This window comes from Bradyrhizobium sp. LB13.1 (assembly GCF_054056815.1).
In genome coordinates this window covers 5,444,346-5,461,947 of record NZ_JBSRYQ010000001.1, presented here as the reverse complement: position 1 = coordinate 5,461,947, position 17,602 = coordinate 5,444,346, and the positions used below count along the sequence as shown (strand labels likewise).

The window sequence follows — 17,602 nt, the reverse complement described above, 5'->3', positions numbered from 1 at the left end:
CGAGCGATATATCAGGCGATTCGGCCTGCGCAATCCGGCATTTCCAAGAAACTGGCGCGCAAAAGCCGGGGCGCCGCACGAACTATTCTGGGCGACGCCCTTTAACCGGTCGCAGGTCTGCTCTACATGCATCTGCATGGAAAATGCACGCGCCGGCCGTTTCGCGCCTACTGCCCTGATGCTCGGCAATCTCGTCACCGGCTGCTCGGTATTGGCACCGGCGGGCATGCTGCCGGAATTGGCGGCGGGGCTCGACGTCAGCATCCACGCGGCCGCGCTCCTGATCACCTTCGGCGCCATCATCCTGTGCATCGGATCGCCGCTGACGGCCTGGCTCACCAGCCGGATCGAGCGCCGGAGGCTGCTCACCACGACGCTGGCGGTGCTCGCCTTTGGCAATCTCGCATCGGCATTTGCGCCCGACTACACGAGCCTCCTTGTCACCCGCCTGGCGATGCTCGCGGTCGGCGCGCTCTACACGCCGCAGGCCGCCGGCACGGCGGCACTGATCGTGCCGGTGGAGCGTCGCGGCAGCACGATCGCCTACATCTTTCTCGGCTGGTCGCTCGCTGCCGCCGTCGGCCTGCCGCTGATCACCTTCATCGCCAGCCGATATGGCTGGCGCGCGGCCTATGGCGGGATCGGCGCGCTCGGCTGCATCAGCTTCCTGCTGTTGCTGATCCGGCTGCCGGCCGGCTTGAAGGGCACGCCGGTGGACCTGAAGACCTGGAGCGCCGTCGGCCGCGACGGGACGATCCTGCTGCTGCTTGCGATCACGATGCTGCAGATGGCCGGGCAGTTCGTGGTGTTCACCTTCATGGGCCCGCTGCTCAAGAAGCTGACCGGCGCCGGGCCCGATGCGATCGGCATGGTGTTCGCTCTCTATGGCGTCTGCGGCTTCCTCGGCGTTGTCATCGCGACCCGCATCGTCGACACCTCGGGACCCTATCGCACCTCGCTGCTGTTCACCTGCCTGCTGCTTGCGGGGATCACGGGCTGGGCGCTCAGTGCCGGCACGCTCGCATTGATGGCGGGTGCGGTCGCGATCTGGGGCCTCGGCTTTGCCTCGACCAATTCGATGCAGCAGGTGCGGCTGGTCTCGGCCGCACCGTCGCTGGCATCGGCGACCGTCGCACTCAACACCTCCGTCCTCTATATCGGCCAGGCTGTCGGCTCTGCCGTCGGCGGACTGCTGTTCGCCCGCGAGCTCCTGCATACGCTCGGCTTCGTCGCGGTCGGTTTCGTCGTGCTGGCGCTGACCCTGGTAGTCCTGACCCGGCCCCGGCCGGCTACCGCCGCCCCGGCCTGAACGGAAGGGTTTTCGTGTGCGCAAGGCGCTTGGCAAACCGCGCGCAGGAGCGGTAGAAGGCGAGGTATGGGGACCAAAGAGAGTTGACTGAAATGAGGATGATTCTGGCGGTTGCCGCGGTGCTCTATTCGGCCTCCGCGTTTGCGCAAGCCGACAAGCCACCACCGATGGTCGGGGACAAGCCGTTGATGCAGGTCAAGCCCAAGGGGCCCAAGGCCGGGATCCAAGAGGCGGCTGCCAAGCCCGCCGCGGCGCCGAAGGGCAAGCCACAATCGATCGCGGCGCGGCTCCAGGCCTGCCTCGACCTCGATGACGGCACCAAGGACCGGCTCAATTGCTACGACGCGGTGATCGCGCCGACGCCGAAGCCGAAGCCGCCGAAGGCCAAGGGCTACGCCGATTGCCGATTCTTCAAGGAAGAGGACGAGCGGCTGGCCTGCTTCAACGGATTTGCCGAGAGCATTCCGAAGCTGCCCAAAACCTGAGGCCAATGGCTAAGGTCTGCAAGCCGGACGGTTAGTCGCTGATCAGCGACTCGACGGGGATGGATTGGTGGAGGCCACGCGCGTCAGTGCGAGTGATGGCGTCGCTGACATTTTCACCAGCACGTCCTTGAGCGGGTCCCGCGTCCAGGCACGGGTCACATAGTCGCGATGGGTGATGCCGTCACCGGTTTCGACGAACACCACGCTGCCGGGACGCAACGGTCCGTCCATGTCTTCGGAGACGCTGATGCCTTTCTGCCGCAGCGTGCTCATCAGCTCGCGGTCGCGCCGCGCGGTGTAGCGGGTGTAGGAGCTGACGAAGAAGCCGGAGCGGTGGCTCTCGATCCATGAGGCGAACTTGTCCATTTCGCCGTAGACGGCGTCGAGCAGCACGACGCCGCGGACGCGGTCGCTGATGCCGCCGACCTCGAGGCTCCAGGCCGTCGGCAGGAAGCCGCCGCTGTAGCCGACGATCACGATCGGCATATTGGCGAAGGCGCGCGCGCTGTTGGGATCGCCGGTGAGCCGGGCCAGATGGTTCGCAGACTCCTCCAGGAAGCGCTTGAGGCCGCCTGCCTGCCAGAACTTGCCGGCGCTGGAATCGGCGGCGTCCACCGCCATTTGCGGAGCAAGCAGGATGGCGTTGGCGCCGGAATCGGTGACCTGCTGCGGCACCAGCTGCCGGTCGCGCACGTCACGCTCGAGCGTTGCGCCGTTGCCGTGGAAGAACACCACGATCACGCCTGGCTTACGCACGTCGAAATGTTCGGGCACGTGCATCAGCACGCGGTTGTCGCTGTAGGTCTCGTCCTGCCAGAACACGCGCCCGGAATAGCTGCGGTGGCCGCGGCGGTCGCCCTTGGCGATGTTGAGGAACGGCGAGTCGGAGGCGGGGTTGTTGCCGAAATAGGGGAATGCTGACGACTTCATGCTGACGAGCGTCGTCAGGTCCTCGCGCACCGGACGTTGGTAGGGGGCCTGCGGCGCGAGCGAAGCGACCCTGTAGGGCGCCTGCTCCGGCTGTGGCTGCTGCACGGCGCGCTTGGGCGAGAAGTCCGACATTTGCCGTTGCAGAAAACCCTCGCTTGCGGACGGGAACCGCTCCGTGAACTGCGGGGCCGGGAAGCGATCCTCGAACGTGTCACTGCTTGCGACCTGCTGATTTGTCTTCGCAACGATCTGGACGTTGGCCTGCGAGTTCGCCGCGAGCGCCGCCGGATTGGGCGCCTTGCCGCATTGAACCAATGTGAGCGACAGCGGCACCACGGCCGGGATCAGAGCGATCCGGAGCGCACGACCGCGCGCACCGGACGTCGTCCGGTCGGCACGAATGTCAGCTCTCAGTTTCGGAACGGCCCCGACCATCCACCCATGACCCCAAGTCATGACCACAAGTCCATCGGCAATCATTAAGACAACTGAACCGATGGGCGTTTAGGCGACGTTAAGTGTCCGGAGAAACTTCCCCACATCCGGAACGGCCAAAAGGACCACGTAATCGTGTCGCGATTGTGGGGAAGGGAGACGGGACGTCCCGGTGTTTGCGCAGGTTTATTGGCCAAGACCGCGCAGCAAGGGTGCCGGAGTACCGATTTAGCCCGCCTCATTTAACCCTTGTTAACCCTGCTTGAATTGACTGGCTCGAACTGCACGATGCTTCCCACGAGGCATGACGCCTGAGGTTGAGGACCCCGATGACGGCATCAGATGCGGGTACCGCGGCCTGGACTGGCCGGCTGACCGGAAGCGGATCGGGGGTCTCCGTTCTGGTCGCAACCGCCATCGTCGTTGCCGACATGATCGGGGTCGGCGTCTTCACCAGCCTCGGCTTTCAGGTCAAGGACATCCCCTCGGGCTTCTCGATCCTCTTGCTGTGGACCATCGGCGGCATTGTCGCGCTGTGCGGGGTGTTCGCCTACAGCGAACTCGGCGCGATGTTTCCGCGCTCCAGCGGCGAATACAATTTCCTCGGCCGCACCTATCACCCCGCCTTCGGCTTTCTCGCGGGCTGGGTGTCGGCGACGGTTGGCTTTGCAGCGCCCGTCGCGCTCGCCGCAATGGCGTTCGGCGAATACGCCAAATCGGTCGTGCCCGGTGTGCCGCCGATCCCGCTTGCCATCGCCGTGGTGTGGCTGGTCTCGCTCGTGCAACTGACCGGCGTCAGGCACTCCTCGACCTTCCAGTTGATCTCGACCATCCTGAAGGTCGTACTGATCGTGGCCTTCCTGGTTGCCGGCTTCATCATTGGCACCCCGCAGCCAATCGCCTTCACCCCGCAGGCTGGTGACCTCGCACACATCGTCAGCGCCCCCTTCGCGATCGGGCTTGTGTTTGTGATGTACTCGTTTTCGGGCTGGAATGCCGCGACCTACATCATCGGCGAAATGAACATGCCGCAGCGGGACCTACCGCGTGCACTGCTCGCGGGCACGCTGATCGTGCTCGTGCTGTACGTCGCGCTGAATGCGGTGTTTCTCTATTCTACGCCGGTCGGCGCGCTCGCGGGTCAGCTCGACGTCGCCAGCGTCGCCGGCAGCGCGATCTTCGGCAACCTTGGCGGCCGGATCGTTGGCGCGATGATCTGCTTCGGCCTGATCTCCTCGATCAGCGCGATGATGTGGATCGGCCCGCGCGTGATGATGACGATGGGCGAGGACATTCCGGCGCTGCGTGTGTTCTCCCGCAAGTCGACGAGCGGCGCGCCGGCCTATGCCATCCTGTTTCAGCTCGCCGTCGCCAATCTGCTGCTGTTCACGCGCAGTTTCGAGGCGGTGCTCGATTTCATCCAGTTCGCGCTGCTGTTCTGCTCGTTCTTCACGGTCGCCGGCGTCATCAAGCTGCGCATCACCGATCCCGATTTGTCGCGGCCCTATCGGGCTTGGGGATACCCGTTCACTCCGCTCGTTTTCCTGCTCGTGACCGCCTTCATGATGTACTACCTTTTGACCGAGCGGCCCCTGCAGTCGCTGTCGGGAATGCTCGTCATGCTCTCGGGCCTGTTGATTTATGCTGTTTTCCGCAGGCGGCCGGTCGCCGCTGGCACGTCATCACATCGCGAATAGACATGTTTCGACCCATGAGAATTGCGGCCGTCGCTCTCGCCTTGCTGGCTGCGGCCGTTTCGTCCGCGCGTGCCGCCGACGTCACTTTCGACGATACCGCGCGCTTCCTTGCGGGCATGCAGCCTTCGGCGGATTCGCCGCTGGTGCCGCTCACGAAGGACCCGGGCTGGCAGCGCCACGCAAAGTTCTTCGACGGCGCCTTCGCGCAGCTCGAGCAGCGTCAGCTCGCGAAGATCCGCAACTGGTCCGATGTCAATCTGGCGGCACCCAGGCCGACCGTGTTCTATTTGTTCAGCGGCCCCGACTTCCTCTATGCCAACGCCTTTTATTCGAAGGCCAGCACCTATGTGCTCGGCGCGCTGGAGCCGGTCGGTGCGGTGCCCGACCTGACGCGGCTGCCGCGCGGTTCGGTGGGCGCCGCGCTCTACAATGTCGAGCGATCGCTCGGCTCGATCCTGAAATTTTTCCTTCTTCATCACCAAGCAAATGAAAGTCGACCTGCACACCAACCAGGTCAATGGCACCTTGCCGATCCTCTATGTCTTCCTGGTCCGCTCCGGCAAGACCATCCGCAATGTCGAGATGGTCGCGCTCGACGACAAGGGCGGGATACATGTCGGCAACGACAATCCAGGACCGAACGCGACGCGCGGCGCCCGCATCACTTTCGTCGGCAGCGACGGCGAAGCGCGCACCCTGTATTATTTTTCGACCGATCTCTCCAATTCAGGTGCACGCGCGGCGGGTTTCCTGAAGTTCTGCGAGACGCTCGGCCCCGGCAACAGCCTGATCAAGAGCGCGTCCTATCTCTTGCACTCCGGCAATTTCACCGTCGCGCGCGACTGGCTGCTTGCCAACAGCGCGACCATCATCCAGGACGATTCCGGCATTCCGCTTTCCAGCTACAACGCGCGGCAATGGCGGTTCTTCCCGTTCGGCCGCTACCTCGGGCCGATCAGCGAATTTCCCGGTCGCCATCAGGAGCGCTACGCCAACCTGTTCACGCGCGCCCAGCCGATCGATTTCGGCGTCGGCTATCGCTGGCGCATGCATGAATCGAACTTGCTGCTGTCGGTGAGGGTACCGGGAAGCGACACAGTGCCGGATGCGGAGACGACCTCATCCGCAGAGCCATCGGCGAAACCGCCGCGTCCGAAGCGGCCACGTCCGCCGGAGCCGATCCCACCGCCGCCCGGACGCTTTTTCTGGTCCCGCTGATTACCAGTGAACGCTCTGGCTCGGCACGATGAACGCCGTCGTGCTGGGCGGCGTTGCAATACTCGTCGCCAAGTACCAGCCGGAGCCGACGACGAGCACCAGCAGGGCGACGATGGCGATCATGTCGAGGGTTCTGGGGTCGTGGCCTCTCGAACCACCCCGGGAACCCAGCCCAAGGCTGAAGCGAGAATGAGGGCTGATTTTCCAGCGCATTGTTGTTTCCTCCCGTGGGAGCATCACATCAACGCGAACGGAGCATTCCGGTTCCACTCAAGGCAGCGCTCCATCCCGCTTAGGGGGCGTTGACGCCGCGCCAGCGGGCGTAACGCCACGGCAAATACCAGCGCGCGCTTTGTGGTGCGGTAAGGGGCACGTTGTCGATGCCCGAGGTACCGAACGGGTTACAGCGGAGCAGGCGAGCGAGCGTCATCCAGCCGCCAGCCCAGAGCCCGAACCGTTCGATCGCCTCATCGCCATAGATGGAGCAGGTCGGCAGGTGCCGGCAATTGTAGCCAACCAACGGCGAGAGCGTGTGGCGATACAGCCAGATCAGAGCGCGGCCGAATCTGCGCGGTAGCCGGAACGCGCCCGCGACGGGAGTGGAACAGTGCTCGCAGGCTGAATGCTTCATGGGCGCTTTGCCGCGATCGTGAGCGAGGTTTTGCGCGGTTCCGACGCAGGGAACTGTAAGCTGTTGTTTGTACGCCACATTTTACGTGCTTTTTGGGAGCAGTGCAGCAAGTACCGGTGGACGATCTGTATTCCCCCGGATACCATTTTTGTGACGTTCATGTGAGACTTATTGGAACGTCGGAGCAGGGCTTACCTGAATCGCTTTAGGAGCCTTGGGGAAGGGACCGGTTTGAAATTTCTGAAGGCGCTCAATCTTCGCGGCTGGTTGCTGGTGGGAGCCGCTGCCTGTGGGGTCATGGTGGCTGGCGCCGTCGCCACATTCGGGTCGTCGGCCCGAGCCGGTGTTGCCCTCGAAGAGCGCAAGCTGCCAATGAAGTTTGGCTGGATCGCCTGCGAGCCGAATTGCCGCGGATGGGTCAGCGCGACCGGCATCATCACCGCTGATACGCCCAGGGATTTCGAGGAATTTTCTCGCGGACGCCAGCTCGGCGGCGCCACTGTGGTGCTCGATTCCAGCGGCGGTTCCGTCAACGACGCGATCACGCTCGGCCGGCGCTTCCGCAATCTCGGACTTTTGACCACGGTCGGCATCAGCGTTCAGAACCGCGGCGGCCAGTCGGCCCGTCCGGCGGTCGCGCCTGAGGCCTATTGTGAATCCATGTGCGTGTTCCTGCTGCTGGCCGGCAAGAAGCGCTACGTGCCAGACGCGGCCCATGTCCGGGTCCACCAGATCTGGATGGGCGATCGCGCCGACGATGCCAGGGCGGCGAGCTACAGCGCGCAGGACCTGATGATCGTGGAGCGCGACATCGGTCGGCTCGCCAAATACACATTCGACATGGGCGGTGCCGGCGATCTGCTGTCGCTCGCGCTCAGCGTCCCGCCGTGGGAAGATTTACACGAGCTCGACGCAGGCGAGCTCAAGCTCACCAATCTTGTGACCACTGATCTCGTGGCCGACGTGCTGCCGCATGTGGACATCTCAGCGCCGGCAATGGCGGAGCTTGCACCGAAGACGCAGGCGAGGTTCGGCGCGGAATCGGAGCAGCCTGCCAAGTCGACCAAGACGGCGGAAGCCCTGGTGCCGACGGGCGGCGTAGCCAAGCCGGGCACGGCGTCGCAGAAGTAGCCTCGAATGTCCGATTTCGTTTCCGGGGTCTCTGGCTACGAGCCCGGAGTCAGCCTTGCACTGGAGCCGGCTGCTTGGCCTTGGCCTCGACCTGACCGATGGCATCGACCACCGCATCGAAGGTCAGGAGCGTCGAGGCGTGGCGCGCCTTGTAGTCGCGGACCGGCTCAAGGAATTTGATCTCTTCCCATTTGCCTTCAGGAGGCGCGCCGTTCTCCTTCAGCATCTTGCGAACAGTTTCGCGTAACTCACGGAGTTCGCTCGCAGTCGATCCGACGATCTGACTTGCCATGATGGATGAAGAGGCCTGGCCCAGCGCGCAGGCCTTCACGTCATGGGCGAAGTCGGTGACCTTGTCGCCCTCCATCTTGAGGTCGATTTTCACGGTCGAGCCGCACAGCTTGGAGTGGGCGGTCGCGGTGGCATCGGGATCCGACAACCGCCCGAGTCGCGGAATATTCCCGGCTAGTTCGATGAATCCGCTTGTTATAGATGTCGTTCAGCATGTGATGGAGTCCAGCACTTCCTCACCCGATCGGCCTTGGCGGGCGGCGTCCATGGTCCTATATAGTGCTGGAACTGGCGGAAAAACAGCCCAGCGGTGCGCTGGCGGTCTTTCAGATCTGCGCTGCCAGCGTGATGACCCAAGGACCTTTTTCGTCAAAGCTGTTCTCTACAGGCGTCCGGCGGCTTCGCCGCCCCGTCTGCCGGTGACACTCCGGCCGCAAGGCCGTCGAACGGAGTAGACATGGACGCTACAATCAAATCCATCCGCCCCAGCAAGCCCTCCGATCGGCAGCCCGAGAGCCGCCCGGCAGAGCTTGATCCTTCCGAATTCCTCGCGGCTGCCGTCCGCGCCGACCAGCCGCGCCCGGCGCGCGCCGAGGCCGAGCAGGCGGTGAAGACGCTGCTCGCTTATATTGGCGAGAACACCAACCGCGAGGGCCTGCTCGACACACCGCGCCGCGTGGTCGAGGCTTTCGACGAGCTCTACCAGGGCTACCACCAGTGCCCGGCCGAGGTGCTCGATCGGACCTTCGGCGAGACCGCCGGGTATGACGATTTCGTGCTGGTGCGCGACATCGAGTTCACCTCGCAGTGCGAGCACCACATGATGCCGTTCTACGGCAAGGCGCACATCGCCTACACGCCGGTGGAACGCGTGGTCGGCCTGTCGAAGCTTGCGCGCCTTACCGACATCTTCGCCCGCCGGCTCCAGACCCAGGAGCACATGACCGCGCAGATCGCTGCGGCGATCGACGAGGTCCTCAAGCCGCGCGGCGTTGCCGTGCTGATCGAGGCTGAGCATACCTGCATGTCGGTGCGCGGCGTCGCCAAGCATGGCGCCTCCACCTTCACCAGCCGCTTCACCGGCATGTTCCGCGACAATCCGGCGGAGCAGGCTCGTTTCCTGTCCCTGGTGCGAGGCACGCGCTGACCTTGCGAAATTGACCGGCGAGGGCGTTGTGTCCGCTCACTCCCATGAGACCGAGGAAGGGCTGTCCTTCCAGCCGCGGTTCGACGCCGCTGGCCTCGTGACCGTCGTCGCGACCGACGTCGCGACCGGCGACGTGCTGATGGTCGCGCACATGAACCTCGAAGCGTTGCGCAAGACCATCGCGACCGGCGAAGCCTGGTACTTCAGCCGCTCGCGCAATGCCTTGTGGCGAAAAGGTGAGACGTCGGGTCAGACCCAGCGCGTGGTCGAGATGCGTACCGATTGCGACCAGGACGCGGTCTGGCTCCGTGTCGAGCAGATCGGCGCCGCGTGTCATACCGGCCGACGCTCCTGCTTCTATCGCAAGGTCGAGGCCGAAGACGGCGGTGCCAAGCTCGTCTTCGTCGATGCGGAGCGGCTGTTCGATCCGGACGCGGTCTACAAGAAATAGTCCTGCCGTCATGCGGAGGCGGGCTGGCGGCCGAATTAACCCCGCATTAACCATACCTGTCCCACGGTGAGACGACAGGGCGCCGAATTGCCGGCGTCGCTCAATGCCGCGCGGGGCGGGCCCTCCATCATGTCGGTCGACAATTCCAGTGGCTCGCAGACGGCGGTTCTCGATCCGTCGCGGGCACGCGTCGCCGGTGCGATCAAGCAGGCCTCGAACGTCGCGGGCGTCAGCTTCCAATACATGCTGACCACCGCCAAGATGGAATCGGATTTCGATCCGAGCGCCGGTGCCACCACATCGTCGGCGCATGGGCTCTACCAGTTCATCGACCAGACCTGGCTCGGCACGGTGAAGGAGGCGGGCGCCCAGCTCGGCTATGGCAATTATTCCGACGCCATCACCAGGACCTCGTCGGGCACCTACACCGTCGATGATCCCGCGATGAAGCGATCGATCATGAAGCTGCGCGACGATCCGGAGGCCGCATCCAGCATGGCGGCTGCGCTGACGCAGTCGAACAGCTTCAAGCTTACTGGACTGCTTGGCCGCAGGCCGAGCGACAGCGAACTCTACATGGCCCATTTCATGGGCCTCGGCGGCGCCGCAAAGCTGATCGCCAATGCCGAGGACAATCCGCAAGCCGTTGGCGCGCGGTTGTTTCCCAATGCGGCATCGGCCAACCGCTCGATCTTCTACGCCAAGGACGGCCGCGCCCGCAGCGTCTCCGAGGTCTATTCGGTGCTGGATGCACGCTATGCCGGCGCTGCAAATTCGAAATCGACCCGCAGCGCGATGGCGGCGTATGGCGACACGCCGTCGACCACGCAGGTCGCAAGCGCCAACGGCGTGCAGCCCGTCGCGCCGGTGATCGACAACGCCGCCTATCTCCAGACCTTTCCAAACACACGCGCGATGACGCCGGGTAGCGCCATGGCGCCAACGACGGTCGCGGACAATGCGCCGAGCACGCCAGTGTTTCGATCGCTCTATCAGCCCGGCGATGCAACGCAGCCGGTCTCGACGACCGTGCAGAAATTGTGGGGCAACAATGCCTCGCTCAATTCGGTCGCACCCGCGACCTCGGGCGCATCGGCAACGCCCGACGTTCGGCCGCCGCAGCCGCTTGATCTCTTCAGCGATCGCAGCGGCACGTTCTCGAGCTAATATCTGCACTCGTGTCCCGCACAAGGCGCAACGCGTAAGCGATGCGCCGCAGAGCCGGGACCCATGCCGCACAGACGGCTGTCGAAGCGCTTCGGTTCCATTAACAAAACGTCAATAAAACCAAACGGTTATGGTGAACGCTTTGTTAAGCGTCGTGGTTTATTTTGTGTTGCAGGTGACAAGCCGTCACCGCTTCGTCTTCGTTGCGTTAAGCCGGAAGCAACATGATCGTTCGGCAGTTCATCAATTGGATCAGGACGGCGCCCGCCGGCGAGCGGGCCGAGGCGACACGGGCGTTGGCCCGGGCCTGGCTGATCTCAGACCTTTCCCGTGACGACCGGGTTGCCGCCGAAGGCGCGCTTCTGATGCTGCTCGACGATCCCTCGCCGCTGGTGCGGCAGGCGATGGCCGAGGCGTTTGGCACGCAGCACCGAGGCGCCGGCCGCAATCGTGCGGGCGCTGTCGGCGGACCAGCCGACCGTCGCGCTGCCCGTGCTCGAACATTCTCCGTTGCTGATCGACGCCGATCTCGTCGACATCGTCGCGACCGGCAACGACGAAGTGCAGTGCGCGGTCGCCCGCCGCATCGCGCTGCCGGTATCGGTCTGCGCCGCCATCGCCGAAGTCGGCTGCGCGGCGGCAGCGCTCGAGCTGATCGAAAATCCTCATGCCGAGCTTGCGCCATTCTCCTGGGATCGCATCGTCGAACGTCACGGCCATCTTGCCGCGATCCGCGAGGCGATGCTGGTGCTGGAGGATATGCCGTCCGCCACGCGCGCCGCGCTGGTGGCGAAACTCTCCGAGACGCTGGCGCAATTCGTCGTGGCCCGGAACTGGCTGAGTGCCGACCGCGCCGAGCGCATCGCGACCGAGGCGCGTGACCGCTCCACCATGAACATCGCGGCGCGCTCGCGCGGCGAGGACATGCAGGGGCTTGTCCGGCACCTGCGCATCACGGGCCAGCTCACCGCGGGTCTTGTTCTGCGCGCTCTGCTGTCGAGCAATCTCGACTTGTTCGACGCGGCGCTGGCTGAACTCGCCGATCTGCCGCTGGCGCGCGTGACCGCACTGCTGCACGATCGTGGTGGCAACAGCCTGCACGCGTTGCTCCGCCGCGCCGGGCTTCCCGAGGCGACGTTTGCCGCATTCCAGGTCGCGCTCGATGCCTGCCACGAGCAAGGCTTTGTCGACAGCGACGACAACGCGGCGCGGCTGCGCCGGCGCATGGTCGAGCGCGTGCTCACCCATTGCGAGACCGACCGCGGCGCCACCGAGCCGCTGATGGTCCTGCTGCGCCGCTTCGCCACCGAATCCGCGCGCGAGGAGGCAAGGCTGTTCTGCGACGAGCTGGTCGCGGACGAGGCGGTCGATCCGGGGTACGACGAGCTGATCGCGGCGTAACGAGACCCGCAAACGCAATGACGAGGAAAGAGGCGAGCCGCTACTCCGCCGGCGCGATGCTCGGCGCCAGGATTACCTCGAGATGCTCGGGGCGGTCGCGGTTGACCTGGGCGAGATAGTCGTCGGCGACCTTGCGCAGGCGCCGGCTGAGCTCGGCGGAGACGCTGATGTGGTCGAGCTTGGTGTTCTCGTGCACGATGGCGAGGATGGCGTTGATGTGGTGCGTGAACAGCTCGGCCGGCACCTTTTCGAGATCTGGCGCATGCTCGATGACGCGGCACAGGCTCTCGGCAATTCCCGCCGCCGCCGGATAGCCGAAGGTCGCGGCATCGCCCTTGACGTCGTGCGCGGCGCGAAAGAGCTCGTCGCGCCTGTCCTTGGTGAAGCCGTCGTGCCGGATGGCGACGTAGGCGGCCGACAGCCGGTTGATCTCGGTCACCATCCAGTCCTTGAACTCGCTGGCGAGGCCCGCGAGCGCCTGTTCGGCCCGGCCGACCGGATCGTCCATGTCCTTCTCTTCGACACGGCGCAGGACTGTACGCAGCGGGTTGGGCTGCGTGATGATTTGATGCGTGGCGAAGGCCGTGACCTTGATGTCCCTTGCGCTGTTCTTCGCCATGATATCGGCCTCGACCGTGAGAGACGTTGCGCTAGATGGATGAGCGGGCCTTGTCGAGCAGCGAGGGCTGCTGCAGCACCTCGTGCTTTTCGCCGACGCGGCGCTCGGGACCCATATAAGCGGAGATGGTGTTGCGGCGCCGGTCGGGGCCGAAATAGGTCTTGGTCTTGATGAAGGGGCGGGGACTGGCGACCACGTTGAGGATGCGCTGGTAGAGCCCCTTCGCCGAGATCGGCTTGGCCAGGAATTCGGTGACGCCGGCATCGCGCGCCACGGTGACGCGGCGTTTCTCGGAATGGCCGGTCAGCATGATGATCGGCGCGTAGGGATTGCCCTTGGATTCCGGCTGCCGGATCATCTGCGCCAGCTCGAGCCCGTCGAAGATCGGCATGGCCCAGTCGGCGATGACGATGTCGGGCACGTAATGGCTGTACATTTCCAGCGCGGTTGCGCCGTCTTCGGCTTCGTAGACCTCGCGCGCGCCGAAGGAATGCAGCAGCGTCCGCAGGATGCGGCGCATGTGCGGATTGTCGTCGCAGATGAGGAAACGCAGCTTGTTGAAATCGATGCGAAACATGGAGCCCGGGCCGAAGCGGTCAACTTTCGTTAACCATATCGCGCCGACGGTTAACGAAGGGTTGCGATCGGCAGTCTGACGAGGCGCTCAGGAGCCGAACTGCTCGCGCAGAATGCGCTCTTCCAGGCTGTGACCGGGGTCAAACAGCATGCGCATCGAGATGGTCCTGTCGGACAGCACCTCGACGCGGCGGACGTCGCGGACCTCGTCATGGTCGGCGACCGCCGCCACGGGGCGCTTGTCGCCCTCCAGCACCTCGATCACGACATAAGCCGTGTTCGGCAGCAGCGCGCCGCGCCAGCGGCGCGGGCGGAAGGCGCTGATCGGCGTCAGCGCCAGCAGCGCAGCGTTGATCGGCAGGATCGGTCCCTGGGCGGACAGATTGTAGGCGGTCGAGCCGGCCGGTGTTGCCACCATAATGCCGTCGGCGATCAGCTCGGTCATGCGTTCACGCTCGTCGATCAGGATCCGCAGGCGCGCGGCCTGGTAGGTCTGCCGGAACAGGGCGACCTCGTTGATGGCGTGATGCAGGTGGACGCGGTCGTTGGCGTCGGTCGCGCGCATCAGGAGCGGGTTGATCTCGGATTCCTTCGCCGCGTCGAGACGGGCCCGAAGATCGACCGTCGAGTACTCGTTCATCAGGAAGCCGACGGTGCCGCGGTGCATGCCGTAGATCGGTTTGCCCGAGCGCATGTTCCGATGCAGCGTCTGGAGCATGAGCCCGTCGCCGCCAAGTGCGACCACGACGTCCGCCTCCTCGACGGTGCAATTGCCATAATCCCCCGTCAGCTGGCCGAAGGCCGCTTGCGCCTCGCTGCTCGGGCCTGGCGACGAAGGCGATCCGGTCGTATCGCGCTGGCTTGGTCATGGCTTCCGGGGCAGGGCCGCTGGAGAAAGTTCCGCCGGGCTCGTCTATACGACCTGGGCCTCGATTGTCGAGGATGACCGCCCTTCAAAAGAGACCGGCAACTGCCCATCCCGATCTGAGGACAAAATCGGGTCGATTTGCGCCCAACCGGGCTCTCCAGGCACCGCTGGACCCATGATCCCCCAAACCGTCGCAATTCCGCGCTACCCTTGCGGTCCGCACCGGTGCTCGCAGCCGAGCAGGGAGAACGATTATGGCGACGAATATGCCGGCGCTCCGCCGCGCGACCTTGGTACTGGCGGTGTCGGCTTTCGCGCTTGCGGGATTTGCGCGTGCGGATGATCCGCCGCAACCGCGCGCCGAGACCGCGGCGCCAGCCGGACAAAAGGGCGGGCGCGGCGGCGGCGCACAAAGCGCGTCTCAGAATTCATCGTCATCCGCCGAGCCGCACCGTCTCCCCTCGGATTCGACCACGAAGCAGACGCTCGATCTTCCCGGCCGTACCCTCAACTTCGCCGCGACCGCTGGTTCGATCCGCGTGTTCGACGGCAAGGGCGAGCCGCTGGCCGACATTGCCTATACATCCTATGAGCTCGACGGCGCCGACCGTGCGACGCGCCCCGTAATGTTCCTGTTCAACGGCGGCCCCGGTGCGTCCTCGGCATGGCTCCAGTTCGGCGCGGCCGGGCCGTGGCGGCTACCGCTCGATGGCGAAGCGCTGTCGCCGTCCGCCTCGCCCGAGGTGAAGCCGAATGCGGAGACCTGGCTCGATTTCACCGATCTCGTCTTCATCGATCCCGTCAGCACCGGCTACAGCCGCTTCATCGCTAGCGGCGAGGATGCGCGCAAATCGTTCTACTCCGTTGATGGCGACGTCAATGCGATCGCGCTTGTGATCCGCCGCTGGCTGGAGAAGCACGATCGGCTGACTTCGCCGAAATACGTCGCGGGCGAGAGCTATGGCGGCATTCGCGGGCCGAAGGTGGTGCGCCAGTTGCAGCTCCAGCATGGGGTCGGCGTCAGGGGATTGATCCTGGTGTCGCCGCTCCTGGACTTCCGCGAGTTCACCGGCACCAGCCTCCTGCAATATGTCGCGACGCTGCCGAGCTATGTCGCTGTGGCGCGCGAAGCCAAAGGGGCGGTCAAGCGCGCCGATCTCGCCGACGTCGAGGCTTACGCGCGCGGCGACTTTCTGGCCGATCTCGTCAAGGGCGAGGTGGATAAGGAGGCCACCAACCGTCTTGCCGACAAGGTCGCCGAGCTCACCGGTATCGACCAGGCGGTCAGCCGCCGGCTCGCCGGCCGCTTCGATGTCGGGGAATTCCGCCGCGAGTTCGATCGCAAAGGCGGCAAAGTGACGGGCCGCTACGATGCCTCGGTGCGCGGCTTCGATCCCTACCCGGATTCGAGCAGTTCTCGGTTCGGCGACCCCTCAGGCGATGCGCTGCAGGCGCCGCTGACGAGTGCCGCGGTCGACGTCCTGACGCGAAAACTCAACTGGCGGCCGGACGGCTCCTACGAGGTCCTGAACGGCGCCGTCGAGGGCAAATGGGATTTCGGCCGCGGCATCAACCCGCCGCAGTCGGTGTCCGAGCTGCGCCAGATCCTTGCCACGGATGCCAAGCTGAACGTGCTGGTCGCGCACGGCCTTTTCGATCTCGCCACGCCCTATTTCGGATCGAAGCGGGTGCTCGACCAGTTGCCGGCCTTCGCGACACAGCGGGTGAAATTCATCGTCTATCCCGGCGGCCACATGTTCTATTCGCGCGACGGCTCGCGGCAGGCGTTGCGGAGCGAGGTCGAGACTCTCATTCGGGAGTAGGCCGTCGCTTGCGCGGCTTGTACCTCCGCGCGATCTCACGCGCCACGACCTTGGCCGGCTTGATGTTGGCGCCCGCAATCCAGACGTCGCTGACCTTGCCGCGCTTGTCGCGGATGCGCCGCACGGGCTCGCCGTGGCTGGAATAGCCTGCGGCCCAGGCAAGCTTGCCGGTGTCTCGGCCGGTGACCTCGATCTCGGCAGCGTCCATGAACGGGTTGTTGAACTGGGGATTGGCGACCAGCACGCGGTTGCCTGCAGGCACGAGGTCGCTCGCGCCCCAGATCGTCCACCAGCGCCCGGTCCAGTCTCGCACGCGCCGGTCGGGTGCGCCGCGCGTTTTAAACACGTGCAGGATCTGCATCGCGCCGTCCATCCAGAACGGCGCCGCGCCGTCGATGGAGTTGCTGAGGATGCTGATCGCGAGCTCGCAAGCGGGGATGGAGCAGGTCCGCGAGATGTAGCCCTGAAAGCCGCCGCCATGGCCGAACCAATCCCAGCCGTCGGTCTTGCCGGCGTTGACGCCGAGGCCGTAGTAACCTTCGAAGCTCTGCGGCACGCGCCAATGGTTTCGCGTCATCTCGCGGCGGCTCGCGACCGATAGCACGCTCTTTTTCGCATTGGGCGCGAGCTGCGCGAAAAACCGCGCCGTATCGGCGGCGGTCGCGACGAAGCCGGCGGCCGATGCCATGGCGTGTGCGGGATTGTCGCCGGGGATTACACATCGCTCTCCGTACGGCAGCTTGCGGGTGTGACCGCGCGCGAATGCCGCGCTCTTGGGAAGCGGCGCGTCCGGCTCGGTCTCGCGCAGGCCTGCGGCTTCGATGATCTCGCGCTTGATCCAGACCGGGTAGGGCTCCTTCGTCACGGCCTCGATGAGGAGACCGATCAGGCCAAAGCCGTGGTTGGAATATTTGAAGCGCGTGCCCGGTTCGATCGCGGTCGGCAGCTTCAATTCCGCCGCCAGCTCCTTGGCGTTGAGATAGGGACGGTTGTCGATGAACTGGCTGGAATCGGCGCCGTCGCGCGTCAGTCCCGCGCTGTGCGAGAGCACTTGCGCAATTGTTGTTTCGGCGACGCGCGGATGCAGGCCGACGACATATTGTCCGATGGGATCGTCAAGCCGGAGCTTGTGCTGCTCGCGCAGCTTCATGATGCCGGCCGAGGTAAAACTCTTGGAGTGGGAGGCGATGCGAAAGCGGTGTCGCGGGGTGAGCTTCTCGCCGGTGTCGAGATTGGCGAGGCCGAACGCGTGCTCGGCGACCACCTCGCCGCGATGGACGAATGCGACCATAACGCCGGGCTGTTGAAACGTCGTCTGCTGGAATTCGATCCAGGAGCCGATGTAGTCGATCGCGGATCGCAGCCACTTGTCCATTGCGCACCAATTTGCGAGGGGAGGATTGGTGCGGAAGGCTATCCGAGA

General features: G+C 64.8%; 14 protein-coding genes and 4 pseudogenes. 10 read left to right on the top strand and 8 right to left on the bottom strand.

The genetic code is table 11. The features are described from left to right. The first annotated feature begins 136 nt into the window (after positions 1-136). Positions 137-1,309: an MFS transporter gene (locus tag ACVWYI_RS26500; RefSeq protein ID WP_456663600.1), complete on the top strand. Its 1,173-nt coding sequence runs from the start codon at positions 137-139 to the stop codon at positions 1,307-1,309. Positions 1,310-1,401: 92 nt separating this feature from the next. Then, complete coding sequence (locus ACVWYI_RS26495) at positions 1,402-1,794, top strand: hypothetical protein (RefSeq protein WP_456663599.1); 393 nt, start codon at positions 1,402-1,404, stop codon at positions 1,792-1,794. Positions 1,795-1,836: 42 nt separating this feature from the next. Here ACVWYI_RS26495 and ACVWYI_RS26490 read toward each other — a convergent pair whose 3' ends face one another. Further along, positions 1,837-3,159 carry an alpha/beta hydrolase gene (locus ACVWYI_RS26490; RefSeq protein WP_456664578.1) on the bottom strand — a complete coding sequence of 441 codons (1,323 nt, stop codon included), beginning with the start codon at positions 3,157-3,159 and terminating at the stop codon, positions 1,837-1,839. A gap of 329 nt (positions 3,160-3,488) precedes the next feature. On the opposite strand from ACVWYI_RS26490, the gene ACVWYI_RS26485 reads away from it, so the two are divergent. Together ACVWYI_RS26485 and ACVWYI_RS26480 are read left to right on the top strand one after the other, a co-directional pair. Beyond that, positions 3,489-4,856 carry an APC family permease gene (locus ACVWYI_RS26485; protein WP_354104025.1) on the top strand — a complete coding sequence of 456 codons (1,368 nt, stop codon included), beginning with the start codon at positions 3,489-3,491 and terminating at the stop codon, positions 4,854-4,856. A 2-nt stretch (positions 4,857-4,858) separates the two neighbouring features. After that, positions 4,859-6,074, top strand: a pseudogene (locus ACVWYI_RS26480) (hypothetical protein). Here ACVWYI_RS26480 and ACVWYI_RS26475 read toward each other — a convergent pair. Further along, positions 6,075-6,287 (bottom strand): hypothetical protein, encoded by a 213-nt coding sequence (locus tag ACVWYI_RS26475; RefSeq protein ID WP_247353168.1) that lies wholly within the window; start codon positions 6,285-6,287, stop codon positions 6,075-6,077. A gap of 79 nt (positions 6,288-6,366) precedes the next feature. Continuing rightward, positions 6,367-6,705, bottom strand: a complete 339-nt coding sequence (gene yidD, locus ACVWYI_RS26470) for a membrane protein insertion efficiency factor YidD (protein ID WP_247443327.1) — start codon at positions 6,703-6,705, stop codon at positions 6,367-6,369. Positions 6,706-6,936: 231 nt separating this feature from the next. Between yidD and ACVWYI_RS26465 the strand changes: the two genes are divergently transcribed. Continuing rightward, positions 6,937-7,836 (top strand): COG3904 family protein, encoded by a 900-nt coding sequence (locus ACVWYI_RS26465; RefSeq protein WP_247353172.1) that lies wholly within the window; start codon positions 6,937-6,939, stop codon positions 7,834-7,836. A 49-nt stretch (positions 7,837-7,885) separates the two neighbouring features. Here the strand turns inward: ACVWYI_RS26465 and ACVWYI_RS26460 are convergent. Then, positions 7,886-8,342 (bottom strand): annotated as a pseudogene (locus tag ACVWYI_RS26460) (iron-sulfur cluster assembly scaffold protein). A 242-nt stretch (positions 8,343-8,584) separates the two neighbouring features. On the opposite strand from ACVWYI_RS26460, the gene folE reads away from it, so the two are divergent. From folE to ACVWYI_RS26440, 4 genes and pseudogenes are all read left to right on the top strand, one after another. Continuing rightward, positions 8,585-9,274, top strand: coding sequence for a GTP cyclohydrolase I FolE (folE, locus tag ACVWYI_RS26455; RefSeq protein WP_247353176.1), 690 nt, complete (start codon positions 8,585-8,587; stop codon positions 9,272-9,274). Positions 9,275-9,302: 28 nt separating this feature from the next. After that, positions 9,303-9,725, top strand: a complete 423-nt coding sequence (gene hisI, locus ACVWYI_RS26450) for a phosphoribosyl-AMP cyclohydrolase (RefSeq protein WP_247353178.1) — start codon at positions 9,303-9,305, stop codon at positions 9,723-9,725. Positions 9,726-9,812: 87 nt separating this feature from the next. After that, a complete protein-coding gene (locus tag ACVWYI_RS26445) occupies positions 9,813-10,892 on the top strand; it encodes a lytic transglycosylase domain-containing protein (RefSeq protein WP_456664577.1) in 1,080 nt (359 codons plus the stop codon). Positions 10,893-11,116: 224 nt separating this feature from the next. Further along, positions 11,117-12,293: pseudogene (locus ACVWYI_RS26440) on the top strand (DUF2336 domain-containing protein). 40 nt (positions 12,294-12,333) lie between these two features. Here the strand turns inward: ACVWYI_RS26440 and ACVWYI_RS26435 are convergent. From ACVWYI_RS26435 to ACVWYI_RS26425, 3 genes and pseudogenes are all read right to left on the bottom strand, one after another. Beyond that, positions 12,334-12,912, bottom strand: coding sequence for an Hpt domain-containing protein (locus ACVWYI_RS26435; protein ID WP_247353185.1), 579 nt, complete (start codon positions 12,910-12,912; stop codon positions 12,334-12,336). Positions 12,913-12,943: 31 nt separating this feature from the next. Then, on the bottom strand, positions 12,944-13,489 hold the full coding sequence (locus ACVWYI_RS26430) for a response regulator (RefSeq protein WP_247353187.1): 546 nt from the start codon (positions 13,487-13,489) through the stop codon (positions 12,944-12,946). 87 nt (positions 13,490-13,576) lie between these two features. Further along, a pseudogene (locus tag ACVWYI_RS26425) lies at positions 13,577-14,357 on the bottom strand (NAD kinase). A 253-nt stretch (positions 14,358-14,610) separates the two neighbouring features. Here ACVWYI_RS26425 and ACVWYI_RS26420 point away from each other — a divergent pair. Next, entirely contained in the window at positions 14,611-16,179 is a 1,569-nt protein-coding gene (locus tag ACVWYI_RS26420; RefSeq protein WP_456663598.1) for a S10 family peptidase, read from the top strand. On the opposite strand, the gene ACVWYI_RS26415 is transcribed toward ACVWYI_RS26420, so the two are convergent. Next, the gene (locus tag ACVWYI_RS26415; RefSeq protein WP_456663597.1) at positions 16,166-17,554 is read right to left on the bottom strand and encodes a serine hydrolase domain-containing protein; all 1,389 of its coding nucleotides are present in this window, start codon (positions 17,552-17,554) and stop codon (positions 16,166-16,168) included. The two genes, ACVWYI_RS26420 and ACVWYI_RS26415, sit on opposite strands and share 14 nt — an antisense overlap. Positions 17,555-17,602 lie beyond the last annotated feature (48 nt).

Coding starts and splice junctions, on each gene's coding strand:
- ACVWYI_RS26485 (WP_354104025.1), top strand. CDS start 3,489: ATGACGGCATCAGATGCGGGTACCGCGGCCTGGACTGGCCGGCTGACC.
- ACVWYI_RS26420 (WP_456663598.1), top strand. CDS start 14,611: ATGGCGACGAATATGCCGGCGCTCCGCCGCGCGACCTTGGTACTGGCG.
- yidD (WP_247443327.1), bottom strand. CDS start 6,705: ATGAAGCATTCAGCCTGCGAGCACTGTTCCACTCCCGTCGCGGGCGCG.
- ACVWYI_RS26495 (WP_456663599.1), top strand. CDS start 1,402: ATGAGGATGATTCTGGCGGTTGCCGCGGTGCTCTATTCGGCCTCCGCG.
- ACVWYI_RS26500 (WP_456663600.1), top strand. CDS start 137: ATGGAAAATGCACGCGCCGGCCGTTTCGCGCCTACTGCCCTGATGCTC.
- ACVWYI_RS26430 (WP_247353187.1), bottom strand. CDS start 13,489: ATGTTTCGCATCGATTTCAACAAGCTGCGTTTCCTCATCTGCGACGAC.
- ACVWYI_RS26490 (WP_456664578.1), bottom strand. CDS start 3,159: ATGGTCGGGGCCGTTCCGAAACTGAGAGCTGACATTCGTGCCGACCGG.
- ACVWYI_RS26415 (WP_456663597.1), bottom strand. CDS start 17,554: ATGGACAAGTGGCTGCGATCCGCGATCGACTACATCGGCTCCTGGATC.
- ACVWYI_RS26435 (WP_247353185.1), bottom strand. CDS start 12,912: ATGGCGAAGAACAGCGCAAGGGACATCAAGGTCACGGCCTTCGCCACG.
- ACVWYI_RS26475 (WP_247353168.1), bottom strand. CDS start 6,287: ATGCGCTGGAAAATCAGCCCTCATTCTCGCTTCAGCCTTGGGCTGGGT.
- folE (WP_247353176.1), top strand. CDS start 8,585: ATGGACGCTACAATCAAATCCATCCGCCCCAGCAAGCCCTCCGATCGG.